The sequence below is a fragment of the Streptomyces sp. NPDC087859 genome, from assembly GCF_044742595.1.
Taxonomy (GTDB): Bacteria; Actinomycetota; Actinomycetes; order Streptomycetales; family Streptomycetaceae; genus Streptomyces; species Streptomyces canus_F.
In genome coordinates, this window is the sequence record NZ_JBIUUU010000002.1 from 549,428 (window position 1) to 570,920 (window position 21,493).

18 protein-coding genes and 1 pseudogene are annotated in these 21,493 nt (G+C 70.3%); 9 read left to right on the forward strand and 10 right to left on the reverse strand.

Annotation, left to right across the window (positions count from 1 at the left end; all coding sequences use genetic code 11):
* Positions 1-50: 50 nt before the first annotated feature.
* Positions 51-557 (forward strand): SgcJ/EcaC family oxidoreductase, encoded by a 507-nt coding sequence (locus ACIOHP_RS06445; RefSeq protein WP_401883885.1) that lies wholly within the window; start codon positions 51-53, stop codon positions 555-557.
* Here the strand turns inward: ACIOHP_RS06445 and ACIOHP_RS06450 are convergent.
* From ACIOHP_RS06450 to ACIOHP_RS06465, 4 genes and pseudogenes are all read right to left on the reverse strand, one after another.
* Positions 523-1,911, reverse strand: a complete 1,389-nt coding sequence (locus ACIOHP_RS06450) for a sensor histidine kinase (RefSeq protein WP_401883887.1) — start codon at positions 1,909-1,911, stop codon at positions 523-525. The genes ACIOHP_RS06445 and ACIOHP_RS06450 overlap by 35 nt on opposite strands.
* A complete protein-coding gene (locus tag ACIOHP_RS06455) occupies positions 1,908-2,597 on the reverse strand; it encodes a response regulator transcription factor (RefSeq protein ID WP_361550410.1) in 690 nt (229 codons plus the stop codon). The genes ACIOHP_RS06450 and ACIOHP_RS06455 overlap by 4 nt, the downstream gene beginning before the upstream one ends.
* A gap of 23 nt (positions 2,598-2,620) precedes the next feature.
* Positions 2,621-3,316 (reverse strand): hypothetical protein, encoded by a 696-nt coding sequence (locus ACIOHP_RS06460; protein WP_401883889.1) that lies wholly within the window; start codon positions 3,314-3,316, stop codon positions 2,621-2,623.
* Between the two features lie 20 nt (positions 3,317-3,336).
* A pseudogene (locus tag ACIOHP_RS06465) lies at positions 3,337-3,692 on the reverse strand (tRNA-dependent cyclodipeptide synthase).
* Between the two features lie 380 nt (positions 3,693-4,072).
* Here ACIOHP_RS06465 and ACIOHP_RS06470 point away from each other — a divergent pair.
* From ACIOHP_RS06470 to ACIOHP_RS06485, 4 genes are all read left to right on the forward strand, one after another.
* Complete coding sequence (locus ACIOHP_RS06470; RefSeq protein WP_266824190.1) at positions 4,073-5,350, forward strand: aspartate kinase; 1,278 nt, start codon at positions 4,073-4,075, stop codon at positions 5,348-5,350.
* Positions 5,350-6,414, forward strand: coding sequence for an aspartate-semialdehyde dehydrogenase (locus tag ACIOHP_RS06475; protein ID WP_361550403.1), 1,065 nt, complete (start codon positions 5,350-5,352; stop codon positions 6,412-6,414). The genes ACIOHP_RS06470 and ACIOHP_RS06475 overlap by 1 nt, the downstream gene beginning before the upstream one ends.
* Positions 6,415-6,820: 406 nt before the next feature.
* Positions 6,821-7,498: a SigE family RNA polymerase sigma factor gene (locus ACIOHP_RS06480; RefSeq protein ID WP_095046635.1), complete on the forward strand. Its 678-nt coding sequence runs from the start codon at positions 6,821-6,823 to the stop codon at positions 7,496-7,498.
* Between the two features lie 125 nt (positions 7,499-7,623).
* Complete coding sequence (locus ACIOHP_RS06485; RefSeq protein ID WP_401884130.1) at positions 7,624-8,664, forward strand: hypothetical protein; 1,041 nt, start codon at positions 7,624-7,626, stop codon at positions 8,662-8,664.
* A gap of 48 nt (positions 8,665-8,712) precedes the next feature.
* On the opposite strand, the gene ACIOHP_RS06490 is transcribed toward ACIOHP_RS06485, so the two are convergent.
* Together ACIOHP_RS06490 and ACIOHP_RS06495 are read right to left on the reverse strand one after the other, a co-directional pair.
* Positions 8,713-9,504, reverse strand: a complete 792-nt coding sequence (locus ACIOHP_RS06490; protein ID WP_401883892.1) for an SURF1 family protein — start codon at positions 9,502-9,504, stop codon at positions 8,713-8,715.
* A 43-nt stretch (positions 9,505-9,547) separates the two neighbouring features.
* Positions 9,548-9,922: a nuclear transport factor 2 family protein gene (locus tag ACIOHP_RS06495; protein ID WP_401883894.1), complete on the reverse strand. Its 375-nt coding sequence runs from the start codon at positions 9,920-9,922 to the stop codon at positions 9,548-9,550.
* A gap of 109 nt (positions 9,923-10,031) precedes the next feature.
* On the opposite strand from ACIOHP_RS06495, the gene ACIOHP_RS06500 reads away from it, so the two are divergent.
* Complete coding sequence (locus ACIOHP_RS06500; RefSeq protein ID WP_401883896.1) at positions 10,032-11,855, forward strand: S9 family peptidase; 1,824 nt, start codon at positions 10,032-10,034, stop codon at positions 11,853-11,855.
* A gap of 211 nt (positions 11,856-12,066) precedes the next feature.
* Here ACIOHP_RS06500 and ACIOHP_RS06505 read toward each other — a convergent pair whose 3' ends face one another.
* Positions 12,067-13,974, reverse strand: a complete 1,908-nt coding sequence (locus ACIOHP_RS06505; protein ID WP_401884132.1) for an NAD-binding protein — start codon at positions 13,972-13,974, stop codon at positions 12,067-12,069.
* A gap of 178 nt (positions 13,975-14,152) precedes the next feature.
* Here ACIOHP_RS06505 and ACIOHP_RS06510 point away from each other — a divergent pair, with 178 nt between their 5' ends.
* Complete coding sequence (locus ACIOHP_RS06510; protein ID WP_401883898.1) at positions 14,153-15,247, forward strand: permease; 1,095 nt, start codon at positions 14,153-14,155, stop codon at positions 15,245-15,247.
* A complete protein-coding gene (locus ACIOHP_RS06515) occupies positions 15,244-15,945 on the forward strand; it encodes a TIGR03943 family putative permease subunit (RefSeq protein ID WP_361550391.1) in 702 nt (233 codons plus the stop codon). Before ACIOHP_RS06510 ends, ACIOHP_RS06515 begins: the two co-directional genes overlap by 4 nt.
* A gap of 21 nt (positions 15,946-15,966) precedes the next feature.
* On the opposite strand, the gene ACIOHP_RS06520 is transcribed toward ACIOHP_RS06515, so the two are convergent.
* Positions 15,967-16,812: a helix-turn-helix domain-containing protein gene (locus ACIOHP_RS06520; RefSeq protein ID WP_401883900.1), complete on the reverse strand. Its 846-nt coding sequence runs from the start codon at positions 16,810-16,812 to the stop codon at positions 15,967-15,969.
* 99 nt (positions 16,813-16,911) lie between these two features.
* Between ACIOHP_RS06520 and ACIOHP_RS06525 the strand changes: the two genes are divergently transcribed.
* Positions 16,912-17,679, forward strand: coding sequence for an NAD(P)H-dependent oxidoreductase (locus ACIOHP_RS06525; protein WP_401883902.1), 768 nt, complete (start codon positions 16,912-16,914; stop codon positions 17,677-17,679).
* 19 nt (positions 17,680-17,698) lie between these two features.
* Here the strand turns inward: ACIOHP_RS06525 and ACIOHP_RS06530 are convergent, their stop codons facing one another.
* Complete coding sequence (locus tag ACIOHP_RS06530) at positions 17,699-17,983, reverse strand: zinc-ribbon domain-containing protein (protein ID WP_307027915.1); 285 nt, start codon at positions 17,981-17,983, stop codon at positions 17,699-17,701.
* Positions 17,984-18,885: 902 nt separating this feature from the next.
* Positions 18,886-20,919: a WD40 repeat domain-containing protein gene (locus tag ACIOHP_RS06535; protein WP_401884134.1), complete on the reverse strand. Its 2,034-nt coding sequence runs from the start codon at positions 20,917-20,919 to the stop codon at positions 18,886-18,888.
* Positions 20,920-21,493: the final 574 nt, after the last annotated feature.

Consider the following 21,493-nt stretch of genomic DNA (forward strand, 5'->3'; position numbering starts at 1 on the left):
CCGCAGACAGAGCGGAGGAAGCAACCCCCTTCGCCCGCACTGGAGATGACATGACCCGTCGCCCGATAACCAAGCGTGCAGCCATCGTCACCGCTGGTGCCCTCGTCGCCGTCGGTACCTTCGCCGCCGGCGTCGGCGTCGCCGGAGCGGACAAGCACAGCGCCAAGAAGCCCACCAAGGCGGAGATCGCGGCCCAGTTCGACGGCTGGAACAAGGCCCTGCAGACCGGCGACGCCCAGAGAGTCGCCGACCGGTACGCCAAGGACGCCGTCCTGCTGCCCACCGTCTCCAACAAGGTCCGCAGCGACCGCGCCGAACGCGTCGACTACTTCGAGCACTTCCTGCTGAACAAGCCGGTCGGCAAGAAGATCGAGACGCACATCAACATCCTCGACAGCAACTCCGCCCTGGACGCCGGCGTGTACGAGTTCACGCTGACCGACCCGGACACCGGCACCAAGCGTGTCGTCGAGGCCCGCTACACCTTCGAGTACGAGAAGCGCAACGGCGAGTGGAAGATCGTCAACCACCACTCTTCGGCGATGCCCGAAGGCTGATCCGCACCTCCAGCCCGCCCCCGGGCGCGTCCCCGAGCGTCACCGTCCCGCCGTCGTCGGTCACCAGCTGCTTGACGACGGCGAGGCCCAGCCCGGAGCCGGAGCGCCCGGTCAGGCCCTGGCCGCGCCAGAAGCGGTCGAAGGCGCGGGACTTCTCCGCGTCGGACATGCCCGGCCCCTGGTCGAGGACCGACAACAGGGCCTCCTTGCCCCGCGATTCGGTCCGGACGGTGATCGTGCCCCCGTCCGGTGACACCTCCAGGGCATTGGAAAGCACGTTGTCCAGCACCTGGTCCAGATGACCGGGGCTGGCCATCACCAGCAGCCGGCCGTCGGCGTTACTCCCCCCAAGCGCGATGGTGACTCCGCGCTCGTCGGCGGCCGGCCTCCACACGTCCAGACGTTCCTCGATGATGTCCGCCAGCAACAGCGGCTCCGCGGCCGTGACCTTCGCCTCTGCCCGCGCCAGCACCAGCAGCCCGTTGACCAGACGGCTCATCCGGACCACCTCGGCGGTCGCCTGCTCCACGTCCTCCCGTACGAACTCGTCGTCGGTGCCGTCCGCGATGTTGTCCAGCGACAACCGCAACGCCGTCAGGGGGGTGCGCAGTTGATGGGAGGCGTCCGCCACGAAGATCCGCTGCGAGGCGACCAGCGTGTCGAGACGTTCCGCACCCTGGTTGAGGGTGCGCGCCAGCGTCTGGGTCTCCGGCGGGCCCGTCACGGGGGAGCGCGCGGTGAGGTCGCCGTCGCTGAACTTGCTGGCCATGGCGTTGAGTTCCCGCAGGGGGGCGGTGATCCGGCGGGCGGCGAACGCGCCGATCGCGGCGGCGGCCGCGAGCACGAGCACGGCCAGCGCGGCCCGGAAGCCCCAGATGTTCCACAGCCTGGTGGTCATGCCTGAGGTCGCGTACACGATCCGTACGGCCCCGACGACCGGCCCCTTGCCGGTCTCGCCGTCGGCCGTCGGCCGGTACGCGGGGACGGTGATCACCAGATGCTTGCCCCAGATGAACCTCGAGCCCCAGTCAGTGGTGGGCTCCCCGTCCTCCAGCGCGGTGGTCAGCGCCTTGTCCCGCGCGGGGTCGGGGAGTTCGGGCGCACAGTTCCGGTCGCCGGCCTTCGTGTACAGCTCGACGTCGTCGTGGTAGGCCTCGGCCATCTGGTTCAGCGCGTTGCACGAGGCGGTGTCGCCGGAGCCCAGCAGCTGAGCCATGGTCTGGGCCTCGCGTAGCACCGACGCCTCGGTGTCACCCCGCAGTTGGTCGGTCAGCGTGAACGCCACCGGCACCGTGAACAGCAGGATCGCGACCGCGACGAGCAGGATGTAACTCCGGATGAGCTGGCGGTTCATGAAGCGTCACTACCGCCGTTGACGATCAGCCGGAAGCCGACCCCCCGCACCGCCTCGATCGTGATCGCCCCCGCCAGCTTCCGCCGCAGCGCCGCCACATGGACGTCCAGGGTCTTCGTCGGCCCGAACCAGTTCGCGTCCCAGACCGCCTCCATGATCTGCTCGCGCGACATCAGCGCCCCCGGCTCCTCGGTGAGGAAGGCCAGCAGGTCGTACTCCTTGGGGGCCAGCGCGACCTCCGCGCCGTCCAGGTGGACCCGGACCGCCTTGCGGTCGATCGTGAGACGGTCGCCGTAGCGGTCGGGACCGGCGGGCTCGGCGGACGACGTACGTGGCTGGGCGCGCCGCATCACCGCCCTTATCCGCGCGATGACCTCCCGGACCCCGAACGGCTTGGAGACGTAGTCGTCCGCGCCGAGTTCGAGGCCGACCACCCGGTCCGTCTCGTCGCTCCGCGCGCTGATCACGATGATCGGCACGTCCCCGCGCTCGCGCAGCGCCTTGCACACGTCGAGACCGTCGGTGTCGGGCAGCCCGAGGTCGAGGAGTACGACGTCGTAGGGCTCCTCGTGCTGCAGTGCCGCCCCGCCCGTGGCGACCCAGGTCACCTCGAAGCCGTAGCGCAGCAGTCCGCGCCGGAGTGACTCGGCGACCGGCTCATCGTCTTCCACCAGCAGTACGCGCACAGGCGAACCCTAATGCTTGAACTTTAAGACGACCGCTCGCCGACCCCCTCAACACGCGGCTGCCACATGACCGGCAGCCGCTCCGGGATCCGCTCCATGAACCCCGCCCGCCACGCCAGCCGCCCGACCGGCACGGCGAGGGCGAGCCGGGGCATGCGGTCCAGGTCGACGGTGCGCGGGTCGGGGAAGGCAGCCGGGTCGAAGTTCGCGCCCTCGACCAGCACCAGCACCAGGTCGCCCGCCGCCACTTCACGTCCCCGAGGACCACGTCCTCCCAGATTGATCCGCAGCGGCTCCTCCACGGCCGCCGGAATCCGCCCGGGGTGGGCGACCAGCTCGGCCGGGAGCCCGGGGTGCTGGATCAGCTCCAGCAGGGCCATGGTCAGGAACCCGGCGGTGGAGACGACGCCCGCCCCGAACATCGTCACGCCGACCGTCCCGAGCATCTCGTCGGTGAGGTGCGCGTGGTCGGGGTCCGTGCGCAGGGCGGCCAGCGCGGCCATCAGGCCCGTCGTCGCCGGGGCGTCCAGCCGCTCGGTCATGCACGCGATGTCAGGGCTCCGCATCAGCCTTGGCGCGTCCTGCTGCGGGATGCCGAGGAGCCGGCAGTGCATGCCGGCCGAGTACGGATCGGCGAAGCCGCCCCGCAGACCCGCCGGGGCGCCCTCACGGGCCGGCGCGTCGATCGGCTGACCGGCGTACGACCGCATCCACTCCACGAGCCCGGGACTCCTTCCGGTCAACGGCACTCCGTGGCCCTCCCCCCGAGGGCTGGGCGGGCGTTCGATTGGTGGTTCAGGGAGGACGGCACCCCCAGGACGGCCGGGGTGTCCGGGAAGAGCGGGGCCTCGGCGCAGACGTACGCCATGCAGACCTCGCGCTGGGCCTCGGTGACGCTCTCCGTCCTGTCGGCCTGTCGGCGAGGAAGGTGCCGACGAGCTGTTCGCAGGTCGTGCGGAACTCCTCGTCGGTGCAGAGGCGGGCGGTGAGGTGCTCGTGGAGGTCGCGGTACGCCGGATTCGCGCGGAAGTTCGACATGGCGTGGGCCCGCAGACGGGTGCCGCCGGGGGCGACGGCCCGGACGGTGCCCAGCACCTTGGCCCGTACGCCGCGCAGGCGGCGAGCCCCCGGCGGGCCAGGTCCAGGACCCGGCGGGCGGAGAAGTAGCTGTTGCCGGGGGAGACGCCGATGAGAGGTCGGTGGGGTGACGTGCTGGATCTCTGAGACGGTCGCAGTCGTCAAGGAAGGAGAGCCCTTCGCGTCGATGCGAAGTCACCGGGCGGCTACGGAGAGCGTCAACGGGTGACCTGGCCCACTTTGCCGAGTGTTCACCGCGCGGATGGGCAGGGTCGTGCTGGGCGTCCGGGTCTCACCATGTGGTTTCACGAAGGTCGATTTCGGACGCTCGTTAGACTGAGCCGACCGCAGTACATATACGTATGTGCGGATAGTGACTGACTGAGCGAGGAGCGCACGTGGGCCTTGTCGTGCAGAAGTACGGAGGCTCCTCCGTAGCCGATGCCGAGGGCATCAAGCGCGTCGCCAAGCGAATCGTGGAAGCGAAGAAGAACGGCAACCAGGTGGTTGTCGTGGTTTCCGCGATGGGCGACACGACGGACGAGCTGATCGATCTCGCCGAGCAGGTATCTCCGATGCCGGCCGGCCGTGAGTTCGACATGCTGCTGACCGCCGGAGAGCGGATCTCCATGGCCCTGCTGGCCATGGCGATCAAAAACCTGGGCCACGAGGCCCAGAGCTTCACCGGCAGCCAGGCAGGCGTCATCACCGACTCGGTCCACAACAAAGCGCGGATCATCGACGTCACGCCCGGCCGTATCCGGGAGTCCCTGGACCGGGGCAACATCGCCATCGTCGCGGGCTTCCAGGGCGTCAGCCAGGACAAGAAGGACATCACCACGCTGGGCCGCGGCGGCAGCGACACCACGGCCGTGGCCCTGGCCGCCGCCCTCGACGCCGAGGTGTGCGAGATCTACACCGACGTGGACGGCGTGTTCACCGCCGACCCGCGCGTGGTGAAGAAGGCGAAGAAGATCGACTGGATCTCCTTCGAGGACATGCTGGAGCTGGCGTCGTCCGGCTCCAAGGTGCTGCTCCACCGCTGTGTGGAGTACGCCCGTCGCTACAACATCCCGATCCACGTCCGGTCCAGCTTCAGCGGACTCCAGGGCACGTGGGTCAGCAGTGAACCGATCAAGCAAGGGGACAAGCCGGTGGAGCAGGCGATCATCTCCGGTGTCGCGCACGACACCTCCGAGGCCAAGGTCACGGTCGTGGGCGTGCCGGACAAGCCGGGCGAGGCCGCCACGATCTTCCGCACGATCTCCGACGCCGAGATCAACATCGACATGATCGTGCAGAACGTGTCCGCCGCCTCCACCGGTCTGACGGACATCTCCTTCACGCTGCCGAAGACCGAGGGCCGCAAGGCCATCGACGCCCTGGAGAAGAACAAGGCGGGCATCGGCTTCGACTCCCTGCGCTACGACGACCAGATCGGCAAGATCTCCCTGGTCGGCGCGGGTATGAAGACCAACCCGGGCGTCACCGCCTCCTTCTTCGAGGCGCTCTCCGACGCGGGCGTGAACATCGAGCTGATCTCGACCTCGGAGATCCGCATCTCGGTCATCACGCGCGCCGACGACGTCAACGAGGCCGTCCGCGCCGTGCACACCGCCTTCGGGCTCGACTCCGACAGCGACGAGGCCGTCGTCTACGGGGGCACGGGACGCTGATGGCCGGGACAGGGTCCGTGCGACCGACGCTCGCGGTCGTGGGAGCGACCGGAGCCGTGGGTACGGTCATGCTCCAGATCCTGTCCCAGCACGCGGACATCTGGGGCGAGATCCGTCTGATCGCCTCGCCGCGCTCGGCCGGCCGCAAGCTGGCCGTGCGCGGCGAGCAGGTCGAGGTGGTGGCCCTGACGGAGGAGGCCTTCGACGGGGTCGACGTCGCCATGTTCGACGTCCCCGACGAGGTCTCCGCGCAGTGGGCGCCGATCGCCGCCGCGCGCGGTGCCGTCGTCGTGGACAACTCGGGCGCCTTCCGGATGGACCCGGAGGTGCCCCTCGTCGTCCCCGAGGTCAATGCGCACAGGGCGCGTGTCAGGCCGCGCGGCATCATCGCCAACCCCAACTGCACGACCCTCTCGATGATCGTGGCCCTCGGCGCACTCCACGCCGAGTTCGGGCTGCGCGAGCTGGTGGTGTCCTCGTACCAGGCGGTGAGCGGCGCGGGCCGGGCCGGCGTCGAGACCCTGCGCCAGCAGCTGGCGCTGGTCGCCGGCACGGAACTGGGGACCCATCCCGGAGACGTACGGCGGGCCGTGGGCGACAACACCGGGCCGTTCCCGGAGCCGGTCGCGCTCAATGTCGTCCCGTGGGCCGGATCGCTGCGCGAGGACGGCTGGTCGTCGGAGGAGATGAAGGTGCGGGACGAGTCCCGCAAGATCCTCGGCCTGCCCGAGCTGCCCGTCGCGGTCACCTGTGTACGGGTTCCGGTCGTCACCACGCACTCGCTGACCGTCCACGCCCGCTTCGAGGGCGAGGTCACCGTCGCCAAGGCGCGTGAGATCCTCGCCACCGCGCCGGGCGTCGTGCTCTTCGACAACCCGGCCGCCGGGGAGTTCCCGACCCCCGCCGACGTGGTCGGCACCGACCCCACGTGGGTGGGCCGGGTACGGCGGGCGCTGGACGACCCGACCGCCCTCGAACTGTTTGTTTGCGGCGACAACCTGCGCAAGGGCGCGGCCCTCAACACCGCGCAGATCGCCGAGCTCGTGGCGACCGAGTTCATGTGACGTTTCCCGGATTTCCTTCTGTGAGCCGGAAAAGCACTGGCCTGCGGACAGTCGCTTTGTAGGATCTGTGAGCGACTTGTGGTGCGGACGATGGTCCGGACCACTTGATCCGAGCCGCCTCGGCGTCCGAAAATTTGCCTCCCCGCTCTCCGCAACCGCGCGAAGGGCGGGGAGCGTCTTTGCGAACGCCCTTCAGGGGGTGCGGGGATGCTTCAAGGGGCGTGGGGACGCCCCGAATCATTCAGGACACAGGGGAAGAGCGGGTAGGCATGAGGGCGCTTGACGCACGGTCAGTAGTGCTGCCTGACACAAGACGGAAGGCGGTCTCGTGCGGCATGCGGCCGTCCGACGCAAAAGTGACGCCCGGCGCGTACAACCCTTACGGGGGTAGGCGTGTCCAACTGGCGTGGCAGAGGTTCTCGATTTCACAGCGGTCTCGCGCGGTACGGCCCTCCGGCCGCCGCGCCCCACGGCCGTACGACCCCGCAGGGCCGGTACGCCCGGTGGCATGCCGGTGATCGCGCCGATGCCCGCAGCGCGGCCTACCCGCATACCCAGTCAGCGTGACGGTGCCGAGGACGTGGCTGCCGCAGGCACCACCGTCGACCACCTCACCGAGACCTACCGGGCGCACTACCGCTCGTTGCTCGGTCTCGCAGCCCTTCTCCTCGACGACACCGCCTCCTGCGAGGACGTCGTCCAGGAGGCCTTCATCCGCGTCCACTCCGCGCGCAAGCGCGTCCGGGATCCGGAGAAGACGCTCGCGTATCTGCGCCAGACCGTCGTCAATCTCTCCCGCTCGGCCCTGCGCCGCCGCATCCTCGGACTCAAGCTGCTGTCCAAGCCGATGCCGGACATGGCGAGCGCCGAGGAGGGTGCGTACGACCTGCTGGAGCGCGACTCGCTCATCAAGGCGATGAAGGGACTCCAGCGCCGCCAGCGCGAGGTCCTCGTCCTGCGGTACTTCGCGGACATGACCGAGGCGCAGGTCGCCGAGACGCTCGGGATATCCCTCGGCTCGGTGAAGGCGTACGGCTCCCGCGGTATCGCCGCCCTCCGGGTCGCCATGGAGGCACCGGCATGAGCGGCCCAGGAGAGGACGACGGGCGGCGCCACGCGCATGTCCCGCACGAGCCCTACGAGTGGCGCGAGCCGGGTGGTGCGGACGCGCCGCACAAGCCGAAGCAATCAACTGCTGGGAACGGAACTGTGAACCACGGCCTCGACGACCAGAGCCCCTCGGGAGGGCTCGACTCGGACGAGCTGGCACTGCGCCGCATGCTGCAGCACGCGGTCGAGGAGATCGAGCCGCGCGACGGCACGCTCGACCATCTGCGCACCGCGGTACCCGCCCGACGGGCCCGCAAGCGGCAGGCCCTGGTCGGCATGGCGGCCGCCGCGCTCTTCGTCGGCACCGCCGTCCCCGCCCTGCTGCATGTCTCGGGCGTCACCGGCTCCGACGCCGACCCCCAGAACGCCGGCCACTACTCGCAGACCCAGGGCGGCGCGAGCCAGGGCAAGGGCCCGGACGGCGGTGAGAGCACCTCCGGCGGTTCCTCCGGCAAGGTCGAGGACAAGGACAAGGGCAGCTCGAAGGACGACAAGGACAAGGGCTCCGGCTCCGGCACCGGGGGCAGCGACAGCGCCGGTCCCTCGGCCACCAGCACGGCGGGCGTCCCCGCGTGCACGGCCACGGACCTCGGTGTACCGACCGCCAGCGTCGACCCCGCCGACTCGGCGGGCGCGGTGTACGGCACGTTCACCTTCACCAACGGCTCGACCGCGGCCTGTCTGGTCACCGGTCCGGGCAGCGTGGGCACCACCACGGCGGGCGCGGCGGACTCCACCAAGGTCGCCCCGCAGCGGCATGTCTCCGGCGACGCGGCGGTCTCCCTGCCCGACCCGTCCCTCGAACTCGCCTCCCTGAGCCTGCAGCCCGGCGCCTCCTACATCGTGAGGTTCGCCTGGGTCCCCTCGGAGACCTGCCCCGTGGAGAACGGCACCGGCGATCCCACCGGCGATCCCACCGCCACGCCCAGCCCCACCGAGAACTCCGGCAGCACGGAGGGCACCTCCACGGGCGGCGACACCGGCACCTCGACTCAGCTGATGACGGCGGACGGCACGGTGGACGGCAGCGTGACGATCACCGGCACGGCCGAGGGCGGCAGCCCGTCGACCTCGGTGACGGTGTCGAACGCGTGCGCGGGCACGGTGTACTGGACGGGTGTGCTGACGCCGACGGCGTAGCACAGGCGGCGTGGAGCCGGTGCGGCAGGAGACCGGTCGGACTCGGCGTCACACCGACGCGGGCTGATCGCCCGGCTCCGGCTCGGGCAGCAGCCCGAGCTCGGCATCCCGGATGAACTCCACCTCGCGCCGGATCAGCCGGAACCACATGAAGACCACGAACCCGGCGAAGACGAACCACTCGCCGGTGTAGCCGAGGTTCTGGAACGCCTTGAGATTCAGCCCGGTGTCCGGAGCCGCGGCCGCGGGCACCGCCTTCATCCCGGAGTCCCCGGTGTTGAGGGTGACCCAGGCGTCGTACACGTCGTACGACACCAGGTTCACCAGGGAAGCCGCGCTGATCGCCGACGTCTGCCCGGCCGGCAGCCCGCCCTGTGCGCTGACCCCGTTCTCACCGGGCTGCTCGGACGCCTGCAGGGCTCCCGTGACGGTGACCTCGCCCGAGGGCGCGGCCGGAGCCTTCGCGGCGTCCGCGGTCCCCGGCAGCCATCCCCGCACCACGGGCAGCGCCTTGCCGCCGTCGGTCCGCAGCAACGTCAGCACGTAGTAGCCGTTCCTGCCGTCCAGCTCCCGGCCCGGTACCAGCAACTGCTTCCCGTACCGCCCGGTCGCGGTGGCCTGCGCCCCGGACGTCTCCTTGTCCACCGGCAGCAGGCCGGCCAGCGGTCGCGCGGCATCCCCCGCGTCCGTCGCCACCTGCGAGGTCGCCCGGTCGTGATCGGCCATCCGGTCCTCGAACCGGCTCAGCTGCCAGGACCCCATGAACACACAGAAGGGGATGGCGAGCAGCACGAAGACGTTGATCCCCCACCAACGGGGCGTCAGCAGAAACCGGTACACACCTCAACGGTACGGGGCAGTCCGTGAGCACCGGCCCGCGGGGTCAGTACCTCTCGACGAGATGCTCCCGCCCCGCCGGCGGCTCGTACGGCTCCGGCCAGAAGTCGGTCATGGCGGATATCCGGCCGTGTTCGTCCCCGGTGAAGAACGCGATGCCGTACATCTCCTCCAGCCCCACCGTGAAGTGGGCCCAGCTGACCACCTGCCCCGGCTCGGCGACGATCCGCTCGATCCGCAGGTGCCAGTCACCGGGATACTCCCGGTTGAACTGGACGAAACGCTCGCGTCCGCTGATCCGCTCGCGTGTCTGCGGCAGCGTGTACACCACGTCCTCGGCCAGCGTGCCCGTGAACGCGTCCCAGTCCCGGGCCTCGGCGGCGGCCCAGAAGGTTTCGACTGTCTTGCGCAGATCTGTCATGCGCTCGAGTCTGCACCCGGCCACTGACAATGGGGTCCCGCGGTGGAGGTTGTCCACAGGCTGGGGACCTCGGCGGCACATTGTCGTCGGGGCCAGGCACTATGGGGCCATGACTGAGAGCAACGGGTCCGTCTCGCCCGAGCAGAACGAACCGACGCCGGACTGGGAGAAGCGCTTCCGGGCGCCCCGGGTGTCCCTGCCCGACTGGGCGGAGGACGCACCGGACCGCTCCCTGTTCGTGTCGAACGCGACGGGGACGTACGAGCTGTACGCCTGGGACCGCGCCACGGACGAGCAGCGGCAGGTGACCGACCGGCCGAACGGCACGACGGACGGGGTGCTCTCCCCGGACGGCGCGTGGATCTGGTGGTTCGACGACAAGGACGGCGACGAGTTCGGTGTCTGGCGCCGACAGCCGTTCGCGGGCGGCGAGGACGACCTCGCGGCACCGGGCCTGGACGCCTCCTACCCGGCGGGCCTCGCCCTCGCCCGGGACGGCCGTACGGCGGTGGTGGGCCGCTCCACCGACGAGGACGGTACGACGATCTATGTCGTCCGCGAGGGCGAGCAGCCGGTGGAGATCTACCGCCACCGCGAGTCCGCCGGCGTCGGGGACCTCTCCCACGACGGCTCGCTGATCGCCCTGGAGCACACCGAGCACGGCGACGCGATGCACTCGGCCCTGCGGGTGGTCCGCCCCGACGGCACGGCGGTCGCCGACCTCGACGACACCAAGGGCGGCACCCAGGAGCGGGGCCTGGAGGTCCTGGGCTTCGCCCCGGTCGACGGCGATCCGCGCCTGCTGATCGGCCACCAGCGCCGGGGCCGCTGGGAGCCCCTGGTGTGGGACGTCTCGACCGGCGAGGAGACCGACCTCGCCCTCGACCTGCCCGGTGACGTGAGCGCCGAGTGGTACCCGGACGGCACCGGACTGCTCATCGCGCACAGCTTCGAGGCCCGCAGCGAGTTGTTCCGCTACGACCTGGCGACCCGTGACCTGGAGCGGATCCCGACCCCGCCCGGCTCGGTCTCCGGCGCGACCGCCCGCCCCGACGGCAGCGTGGAGTACCTGTGGTCCTCGGCCGCCGAACCGTCGACGGTCCGCTCGACGACGGGCCGGGTCGTCCTGGACCCGCCGGGTCTGAAGTCCCCGGGCTCGGTCCCGGTGGAGGACGTCTGGGTGGAGGGCCCGGGCGGCCGTATCCACGCCCTGGTCCAGAAGCCGCGGGGCGCGACGGGCCCCCTGCCCACGGTCTTCGACATCCACGGCGGCCCGACCTGGCACGACAGTGACGCGTTCGCGGCCGGCCCGGCGGCATGGGTCGACCACGGGTACGCGGTGGTGCGGGTCAACTACCGCGGCTCGACGGGCTACGGCCGTGCGTGGACGGACGCGCTGAAGTACCGGGTCGGTCTGATCGAGCTGGAGGACATCGCGGCGGTCAGGGAATGGGCCGTGAGCACCGGCCTGGCCGACCCCACCCGGCTGATCCTGACCGGCGGCTCCTGGGGCGGCTACCTCACCCTCCTCGGCCTCGGCACCCAGCCCGACGCCTGGACCGTGGGCATCGCCGCCGTCCCCGTCGCCGACTACGTCACGGCGTACCACGACGAGATGGAAGCCCTGAAGGCCATGGACCGCACTCTCCTGGGCGGCACCCCGGAAGAGGTCCCCGAGCGCTTCGAGGCGAGCTCCCCCCTCACCTACGTCGACCAGGTCAAGGCCCCGGTCTACATCTCGGCCGGTGTCAACGACCCCCGTTGCCCCATCCGCCAGATCGACAACTACGTCAAGCGCCTGGAGGCCCGCGGCGCGGTCCACGAGGTCTACCGCTATGACGCAGGCCACGGCTCACTGGTCGTGGACGAACGCATCAAGCAGGTAGCCCTGGAACTGGACTTCGCGACCCGCCACCTGCCCCCCACCCCCTGACCCACCGGTCCCCGACGCCGTCCTGGCGTCGGGGACACCATGACCACGCCACCTCGTGTCTTTCAGCCCGTCCGGCGTTTGAGGACGAGGCCCTTTCGGGGCCGGCGGGGGTCTGGGGGCGGAGCCCCCAGGGGCCGGGGTCGAAGGGGCAGCGCCCCTGGAGGACGGGACGGGTAGGGGCGGCGGGGGCGAAACAACCCGCCCCGCACCCCTACATCGCGGCCCGCTCCCGAGCCCGCCTCCCCAGCAACTCCGCCAACCCACGCCGAGTAGCCGCCAGCACCACCCGGTCCGCCCCCTGCAGCAGATACGTATCGGGCAGATCCCACACCAGCCCCGATGGCGACCCGACCTCCTCGTACGCCCCCTCCACGGCCGACTCCTCCCGCCGCCCGGAGTACGCCGTGTCCAACGCCAGCACCCGCCACGCCCCCGCCCGGAACGCCTCCCCGACCGTCTTCCCCTCCAACTGAGGATGCCCACCCACCTCGACGGCGGCGAACAACAACACCCGCCGCTCCACCGGAATCGCCCCCAGAATCTGCCGCCCCATCATCGCCCCGGCGAACGCGGGCGCAGCCAGATGGGACACACTCCGGCTCCGGGTGGAAGCCTGCGGATGAGCGGCCCGCAAGGTCCGGTACACCGCGGTGGCGAAGTCGTCGTCGTACAACCGCAGCACCACCCGAAGATCCGGCCGCACGGACCGCGCGTACAACGCGGCCTCCAGATTCGTCGTATCCGCACTGGTCACCGACAGCAGCGCGTGCGCCCGATGCACCTTGGCGGCCTCCAGCACCCCTTCCTGAGTGACATCCCCGAGCACCACGGGCACCCGCAGCCGCCGGGCGGTCGCCAGCCCCCGGGCCTCGGGATCGGACTCCACGCACACCACGGGGATGTTCAGCTCCCGCAGCCGCGTCAGCACCCGGGTGCCGATCTTCCCCAGCCCGAGCAGCACCACATGCCCGCCCAGCCCCCGCGGCGGCTTGCGCAACGCGGACGCGGTCCGAAAGGTACCCAGCGCCTCGAGCACCGCGGCCAGCAGCACCGGCAGCAGGAGCAACCCGACGAGCCCGGCGAGGAGTTGCAGGACCTGGCGGCCGGTGGACGCCCCGAGCGCGGGGTCGTTGATGGCGAAGAGGTCGAGAAGGGTCATGTACGTCGCGTACAGCGGATGGTCCCCGGTCACCACGGTGAGCGCGACGGCGAGCGCGGCCACACACCCCACCAGCCCGGCCAGCGACCACCGCAGCCGCCGCGAGAAGAGCGAGGCGAACGGCGGCACGACACTGCGCCCCGGGGACATGGAGGGCGCCGCGTACGACACCTGCTCCAGCACCACGGTCCCGCGCTCACCGGCCGCCCGTACCGCCGCGGCGTCCGGCAGCAGCTCGGGCCCCTGCTCGGCACCGCCCGGATCGGCACCGTCGGGCCCCGCCGTGCCGTTGCCGCTCGCGGACAGCAGCGCCAGCGTGGCCCGCCCCGAACCATCGGCCCCCGGCGGCAGCTCCACGGCCCGCAGCAACAACCCGTCCGTCTGCACGACCTTGCTGGTCCCGGCGACGGCACTGGCCACCAGCGCCGGTGCGGCGGTGTCGGCGTCGGACAGGACGGTCGTCGACGCATCGAAACCGGACCCGGAGTCGGACCCGGAGCCCGCGTCGGAGCCGTCCCCGGAAGCCAAGGCCGACGCCTGATCGAGGAGTTCCTCGATGTACTGCCCCAACCGCCGGTTGTAGAGCCGCAGAACGAGCCGCAGCCGGGGATTGAGCCGGCGGGCGGTCAGCGCGGCACGGATGTTGGTCTCGTCGTCGTCGTACACGAGCGCCAGCGCGGCGGCCCGCTCCACCCCGGCGTCGGCGAGCACGGCCTCGGTCGCCTCGGCGGCCTCCAGCAACCGTTCACCACCGGCGGGTTCGGCCGCCCCCGTCCGGCCACCGGCGGCACTCACCATCCGGTCCAGCAACGCCGCCGAAGCCGCCCGCGCCCGCCCCACCACCGGCGGCCGCACACTCCGCTCGGACGCGGGCACGACGAGCGTGACCTGCTCCCCGTACACCCCCCGCAACTCGGCTGCCAGCCGATGCGCGAGCCCGTCGTCGCCGCAGACCACCATGTGCGTGGCGGCGGCACCCTGTTGACCTTGATTCGGAACGCTGCCCACGAGGGGAAAGAGTGCCTTACCGGGACGGGGGGTTCCAGGACGGGGCCGGTCGGCGGCGCCGGTTCCCGCGGTTCGTAAGGTTCCCGTCATGATCCGGTGCCGAGTTGAGCAAGGGCGCCAGAATGCCCGTATGGGAGGAAAGGCACCGCACACCGAGCCCGGAGGTACCGCGCCCGTGGCCCTCACCAAAGCCGCGCCGAACCGGCCCGACGCCACCCCGAGCCCAAGCGACGCCACGCCCGGCGAGCCGAAGGCCCCGCAGCCGCAGGACCAGGCCCGCCACCTCAACTCCCCGCTCCTGCTCACCATGCTTCTGCTCCTGGTGCTGCTCATGCAGGGCCCGATCCGCGGGCTGCTCGCCGCCCCGGTGATGCAGAGCTGGATGACGGTGTTCGTGGCCGTGGTCGTCCAGGCGCTCCCCTTCCTCGTGCTCGGTGTGATGCTGTCGGCGGCGATCGCGGTGTTCGTACCGGCGTCGTTCTTCGCCCGCGCGCTCCCCAAACGCCCCGCCCTGGCGGTCCCGGTCGCGGGCGCGGCGGGCGCGGTGCTGCCCGGCTGCGAGTGCGCGTCCGTCCCCGTGGCCGGAGCCCTGGTCCGCCGGGGCGTCGCCCCCGCCGCCGCCCTCGCGTTCCTGCTCTCCGCCCCGGCGATCAACCCGATCGTGCTGACGGCGACGGCGGTCGCGTTCCCGAACAACCCCGAGATGGTCCTGGCCCGTTTCGTCGCCAGCCTGTTCGTGGCGTGCGCGATGGGCTGGCTGTGGCTGCGCCTCGGCCGCGCCGACTGGCTGCGGCCACCGGCCCGCGCGTCGTACGACGGCCAGAGCAAAGGTGCGGCGTTCTGGGGGTCGGTCCGGCACGACGTGATGCACGCCGGCGGATTCCTCGTCGTCGGCGCGATGGCGGCGGCGACGCTGAAGGCGGTCGTACCGGAGGAGTGGCTGCGCGCGGCGGCGGGGAATCCGTTCGTCTCCGTGCTCGCCCTCGCCGTACTGGCCGTCCTGCTGTCGATCTGCTCGGAGGCGGACGCGTTCGTCGCCGCGTCCCTGTCCCAGTTCTCGCTCACCGCACGACTCGCGTTCCTGGTGGTCGGCCCGATGATCGACCTGAAGCTGTTCGCGATGCAGGCCGGCACCTTCGGCCGCGGTTTCGCGCTGCGCTTCGCGCCCGCCACCTTCGTCCTCGCCGTCCTGGTGTCGGTGCTGACCGGGGCGGTGCTGCTGTGAACCGGCACGCGCAGTCGGCGGTGATGTTCCTGCTCGGCGCGACCCTGCTGCACGCGGGCAGCACCGATCTGTACCTCCGCTACGTCAAGGCGGGCCTGCGCCCGCTGCTGTTGCTCTCCGGCGCGGTCCTGATCGCGGCGGCGGTGGCGACGCTCTGGTACGAGCGGCGCGCCGGCCACGCGGAGCATCACCACGAGCCCCGGATCTCCTGGCTCCTGGCCCTCCCCGTCCTCGCCCTCGTCCTGGTCGCCCCACCGGCCCTCGGCTCGTACAGCGCGATGCGCACGGGTACGGCCCTGCAACAGGCGTACGGCTATGACGACCTGCCCGCCGAGGGGCCGCTCCGCCTCGGCGTGGCCGACTACGCGGGCCGCGCGGTCTACGACCACGGGCGATCCCTGAAGAACCGCGAGATCAAGGTCACCGGCTTCGTCGCCCTGGACCGGGCGGGCCACCCCTATCTCGTCCGCATGGCCCTCAACTGCTGTGCCGCCGACGCCCAGCCGGTGAAGGTGGCCCTCACCGGCACGATCCCGCCGGTCCTGCGCCCGGACGCCTGGCTGGAGGTCACCGGCACCTACACGCCCCAGCGGACCGAGGACCCGGTGAACCACGGCCCGATCCCGTATCTGAAGGTCACCTCGTCGCGGCCGGTGACGGCGCCCGCGGACCCGTACGACGAGACCTGGAACAAGTGACGGTCACGTAAGGCGTGACGGTCAGGTGAGGCGCGCGAGGGCGGCGGCCTCCGCGGTGCCCTCCTCCGCGCTGAACACATGCAGCACGAGCCCGGACTCGCCCGGCCCGGCGGGCACATGCAGCGTCTCGAAGTCCAACTCCATCAGCCCTGCGACGGGATGCCGCAGCCGTTTGCGTCCGGCGGCGCACATCGTGACCTCACCGGAGTCCCAGATCCGCCGGAAGTCACCGCTCTCGGCGCCCAGTTCGGCGATCAGCGCGCCCAACTCGGCGTCGCCCGGATACCGCCCGGCGGAGACCCGCAACTGCCCCACCGCCTCGGCGGCCCGGTCCTGCCAGTCGGGATGGAGGTCACGGGCGGCGGGATCGAGGAAGAGGAACCGGGCGTTGTTGGGATCGCGCCGCCCCGGCACGTCGAGGCCACCCATGAGCGCGGCCCCCAGCCGGTTCCAGGCCACGACGTCAAGACGGTGGTCGGTGGCGAAGACGGGCAGCCGGTCCATGGCGTCGAGCGCGCGCCGCAGCCCGGGCCCGATCCGGGTGGCCGGCACGGGCTCGTGCCGGCCGGCGGCGAGGGTGTCGAGATGCCGCCGCTCCGCCGCGTCGAGACCGAGCGCCCGCGCCAGCGCGTCCAGCACCTCGGCGGACGGCTGGGTGGCCCGCCCCTGCTCGAGACGGACGTAGTAGTCCACGCTGATCCCGGCGAGCTGCGCCAACTCCTCGCGCCGCAGCCCCTGCACCCGGCGCCGCTTGTGCCCGCCGGCCCCGGCCGCACCGCCGACCCCCGCCTGCTCCGGCGCGACCCGCCCGCGACGGGCCCGCAGAAACCCACCGAGGGCCCGCTGACCGTCGTAGCTGACATCCATGAACTCCAGTATGCGTGGCCCTGCCAATACCAGGATCGAGGATCCGACGGTCGAAGGGGGTTCTGGCCGGCCCCGGGGGAGCCGGGCGAACCTGACGGCATGAAGAAGATCCTGATCGTCAGCGCCCACCCCGACCCGCGTTCCCTGAACAGCGAGTTGACGACGTTCGCGGCAGACCACCTGCGCCAGGCGGGCCACGACGTACGGCTCTCCGACCTCTACGCGATGAAGTGGAAGCCGACGGTCGACGCCGACGACTACCCCGACCACACCCCGGACCACCGCCTCCACGTCATGGCAGCCTCCGAACGGGCCACGCTGGAAGGCCGCTTGTCCCCCGACGTCGCCGCGGAGCAGGAGAAGATCCGCTGGTCGGACGCGGTCGTCCTGCAGTTCCCGATGTGGTGGTTCTCGGCACCGGCGATCCTGAAGGGCTGGATCGACCGGGTCTTCACCAGCGGCTTCGCCTACGGCCCTCAGGTCCCGCCGCCGTACGCCGAGAGCGCGTTGACGGGCCGCCGGGCCCTGTTGTCGGTGACGCTGGGCGCCAGGGAGACGTCCTTCTCGGACCGGGGCATCCACGGCCGCCTCACGGACGTACTGCACCCCCTGCAGCACGGCCTGTTCTGGTTCACGGGCATGACCCCGCTGGAGCCCTTCGCGGTCCACGACGCCAACGAGCTGCCGGACGACCGCTTCCAGACGGCCCGACAGGCGTACGCGAGGCGCCTGGACACCCTCTTCACCGCCGACCCGGTCCCCTTCCGGTCCCTGACGGGCGGGGACTACGACCGAGCCATGCGGCTGCTGCCGGGCAGGGAGCGACCGGGGACGACGGGCCTGGACCTGCACGTCCGCCAGCCGTAAGGAGCCTGCTGGAGGTCGCTCAGTGCTGGTAGGGCTGCTGCTGCGGCTGCCCGTACGCCTGCTGCCCACCCGCGGCCTGCGCCTGCAACTGCTCCGCCTGCTCCTTGGTGATCTTCTGCTCCGCACCGCAGAAGGTGCACTGCGTCGTGAACTTCGTCGAGAACGGGAAGAGCGGCACGAAGAACAGCGTGAACTTCGTGACCCGCTTGCGCAGTGTGTGCGCGGCGGGGTTGCCGCACTGGCCGCAGACGAGCGTGAGTATCGCGAGCTGGTAGAGGTAGCCCTTGGTGCCGAAGATGATCATGCGGGGTCCTTTCGGGGTGCTGCCCACCTGTCTGCCTGCCGACAAAGGTTACGGCCGACCCCTGTGGACCATCAGCGCCCGAGCCACGCCAGACAAAACAGGCGAGGCACCTAGGAACGTTCCTAGGTGCCTCACCTGATGTTTCGGCTGTCGGGGTGGCGGGATTTGAACCCACGACCTCTTCGTCCCGAAGCAACTTGGGTGGGGGTGTTGCCTTGGGCTGGTGTGGCTCTCACCTGCGCCGATGGTCCGTAGACGTTCGCGCTCGTCCGCTGGTGTTCGTCGGCGTTGTCACGCAGTTAGACACTCACGCTCCGATGGCTTCGGTCGCAGAGTTCTGGCACATGCGTAGCGACGTTGGTTGAATGTCGGCTTCACTACGTGGCATGGAACTTCAGTGGTTGGGTCCGTGGGCGGAAGACCACCACCGCATGGACACAGCATCGGCGCGGGGCGAGTGTTCCTGGGCTGCGCCGTGCCCCGCGCCTGCAATGTGGAGCGTTCGCGTCGTGGACACTGGCGGCGAGAGCAGGTGGGCTGTCTGCGCGGAGCACGCTGCCTCTTCTTCGGTGCTGTCTTCTGGCTTGCCGACTGACTAAGCACACGGCTCCGGAGGCCGCCGCATCTACTGCACCAAGGCCTGGTCAGCGAGGCCTACCGTACTTTTCTTTAGGGTCTCGTCCACGGCTGGTCCACAGGAGAGTTCCCGACGGGCGCGGTGGGTCGAAGCCTTCGGGCCGCCACCCTGAGCCTGAGTGTCAAGTTGACGGCCCTTTTGATCGCTCGTCCGGTCAAGGCTCTGAACACTGGCAATGAGGGCACCGACTCCAAGGCGGTCCACTTACCAACGCTTCCATCGCAGTCTTGGACCTCTGCTGAGCATTATTCCGGTCCCTGTCGGATCAGCCGTGACGCCCGGCGAGACTGGTCACTGCTGGAGGCACCCACAGCCGAACGGTGCGGTCGAGGCTGGCGGTGGCGAGCACGGAGCTATCCGGCGAGAAGGCGACTGCAGTCACGGCGTCGTGGTGGCCGGTGAGAGGCTCGCCGACGAGTTGGTGGGTGGCCGGGTCCCACAAGCGCACGGTGTGATCGTTGCTGGCTGTAGCGATCAGACTGCCGTCGGGAGAGAAAGCCAGGGCCACGACGGCGTCATCATGCCCGGTCAGGGGCTTCCCGTCGGGCTGGTAGGTGGCCGCGTCCCATAGTTGAATCGTGTGGTCGTCGCCAGCGGTGGCGATCAGACTGCCGTCCGGGGAGAACGCGACAGAGCTGACGGAGCCTCTGTGGCCATCCAGGAGCTCGCCTGTTGGCTCGCGGCTAGTGGAATCCCACAGGGGAACTGTGCCGGCATCCGTGGCGGTGGCGATCAGATTGCCATCGGGAGAGAACGCGACCCCAGTGACGAGCCCGTGATGGCTGGCCAGTGGGGGACCGGCGGTTTGTCGGGTAGCAGGCACCCACAGTCGTGCGGCAGCACCATCATTGGCGACGGCGAGCAGGGTGCCGGTGGGCGAGAAAACCACCGACGTGATGGGGCCGAGGTGGTCGGCCAGGGGGCTACCCGCCGCCGGTACCCGGGTAGCCGCGTCCCACAGACGTACCGAGCCGCTGCGGTCCGCGGTGGCGATCAGAGTGCCGTCGGGGGAGAACGCCACCGCCCTCACGGAGTCTCGGTGATTCGTCAGAGGCCTGCCGATTGGTTGCCGGTTGGCTGGATCCCAGAACCGCACCGTATCGTCGGCACTCGCTGTAGCGAGTTGCGTTCCGTCGGGGGAGAACACCACGGACCAGACCGCGTCGCGATGTCCGATCAGAGGTGCCAGAGATATGCCTTCGCCGTTCTTCAGCGCGGTGAGGACACTTCTGCTGGCGAGGCCGCGCGAGGTCAGCAGGTTCAGGCGGGTGCGCAGTTGGGCGTTCTCGGCGACCAGGTTCTCATGTGAGTCTTCTTCGTGCCGTGCACGCTGTGCCGAGGCAGGCGCTGGCTGGGCGTCCTCGGCTTTCCACAGCCGCACCGTGTGATCGAAGCCGGCGGTGGCGAGCAGGCCGCCGTCGGGGGAGAACGCGACGGCTGTGGCGTTGCCGGTGTGGCCGGTCAGTGGCGATCCGACGGTCTGGTGAATGGCCGGGTCCCAAAGACGCACCGTGCCGTCGACGTCGGCGGTAGCGAGCAGGCCGCTGCTGGGAGAGAAGGCGACGGCTGTGGCGGAACCGGTGTGGCCGTTCAGTGGCGATCCGACGGTCTGATGGGTGGCCGGATCCCAAAGACGCACCATGCCATCATCGCTGGCGGTGGCGAGCAGGCCCCCGCTGGGGGAGAACGCCACCGATCTGACGGGGCCGTCATGGCCGATCAAGGGCTTCCCGACCGCTTGGTGGGTGGTCGGGTCCCAAAGACGCACCATTCCGTCGAAGCTGGCGGTGGCTAGTAGGACGCCGTCGGCGGAGAACGCGACGGCCGTGACGGGGCCGGTGTGCCCGGTAAGTGGCTTGCCGACCGCTTCATAGGTGTACCGATCCCAGAGGCGTACGGTGCGATCGTAGCTAGCGGTGGCTAGTAAAGCGCCGTCGGGGGAGAAAGTAACGGCCGTGACGGCTTCCTGCTTCATGGTCGGGAGCACTCCGACCGTTTCATAGGTTGTTGGATCCCAGAGTCGTACCGTGCCAATGTCGCTGGCGGCAGCAAGCAGACCCCCATCCGGGGAGAACGCGACGGACCTCACGGTGCTTGTGTGGCCGGTCAGCGGCTTACCGACCGCTTGGTGGGTGGCTGGATCCCAGAGCGCCACCATCCCGGCGGCGCTGCCGGTGGCCATCAAGTTGCCGTCGGGGGAGAAGGTCACCGACCATACGAAGCCAGAGTGGGGCAGGACCGGCGGTATGTGACGAAATCTCAGGAGCTGTCGGTTCTCGAGTGGCGCGGACGCGTTCATCGGCGGTGCCGGTGTTGCGGGCACCTGGGCCGAGGGTCGCAGGCCGCCATTTACGACCGGCGGCGGCACCGACTGGGGTGCGGGCGGCGCGTGGCGGGCCTCGTCACGTAGGTTCGCGAGTCGGGTCCACTCCGCACGCCAGGGCTCGACCCTTGGATCATTCCGGCCCACAGGGGACTGGTTGTCGTTCGCGAGTGTGAGTAGCGTCCGGACGAGGGCGATCAAGAAGTCGACGCTAGGCAAGCGTTTTCCCCCGAGAGTCTCGCTGATCGCGGAGACCGAGAGGGACTGCCCAGAGGGTGCGGCACTGCTGATGTTGCGCTGGGAGGGGTTGCCGCATCCGATCCGCAGTTTCCGGAGCTTGGAGGCGAAGACCTGAAGTTCCCGCTTATACGCGGCCGCAGAAACGTCCTCACGCGCCACGTACGTCCCCTCGATGGTCTGTGGGACTCAGCGTATGACGCTGGTTGCCGAACATCACCGAATTCCGCCGAACACCACCATACATAGTGGGTGTTCGCCCGGAGTGCCATGCGTTACGGCGATGGCCTGCGACGATCGGACTTATCCGGGT

What these genes read in the sequence shown, in the direction of transcription:
- ACIOHP_RS06445 (WP_401883885.1), top strand. Translation starts at nt 51, where the DNA reads ATGACCCGTCGCCCGATAACCAAGCGTGCAGCCATCGTCACCGCTGGT.
- ACIOHP_RS06450 (WP_401883887.1), bottom strand. Translation starts at nt 1,911, where the DNA reads ATGAACCGCCAGCTCATCCGGAGTTACATCCTGCTCGTCGCGGTCGCG.
- ACIOHP_RS06475 (WP_361550403.1), top strand. Translation starts at nt 5,350, where the DNA reads ATGGCCGGGACAGGGTCCGTGCGACCGACGCTCGCGGTCGTGGGAGCG.
- ACIOHP_RS06495 (WP_401883894.1), bottom strand. Translation starts at nt 9,922, where the DNA reads ATGACAGATCTGCGCAAGACAGTCGAAACCTTCTGGGCCGCCGCCGAG.
- ACIOHP_RS06500 (WP_401883896.1), top strand. Translation starts at nt 10,032, where the DNA reads ATGACTGAGAGCAACGGGTCCGTCTCGCCCGAGCAGAACGAACCGACG.
- ACIOHP_RS06505 (WP_401884132.1), bottom strand. Translation starts at nt 13,974, where the DNA reads ATGGTGGTCTGCGGCGACGACGGGCTCGCGCATCGGCTGGCAGCCGAG.
- ACIOHP_RS06510 (WP_401883898.1), top strand. Translation starts at nt 14,153, where the DNA reads ATGGGAGGAAAGGCACCGCACACCGAGCCCGGAGGTACCGCGCCCGTG.
- ACIOHP_RS06520 (WP_401883900.1), bottom strand. Translation starts at nt 16,812, where the DNA reads ATGGATGTCAGCTACGACGGTCAGCGGGCCCTCGGTGGGTTTCTGCGG.
- ACIOHP_RS06525 (WP_401883902.1), top strand. Translation starts at nt 16,912, where the DNA reads ATGAAGAAGATCCTGATCGTCAGCGCCCACCCCGACCCGCGTTCCCTG.
- ACIOHP_RS06530 (WP_307027915.1), bottom strand. Translation starts at nt 17,983, where the DNA reads ATGATCATCTTCGGCACCAAGGGCTACCTCTACCAGCTCGCGATACTC.
- ACIOHP_RS06535 (WP_401884134.1), bottom strand. Translation starts at nt 20,919, where the DNA reads ATGAACGCGTCCGCGCCACTCGAGAACCGACAGCTCCTGAGATTTCGT.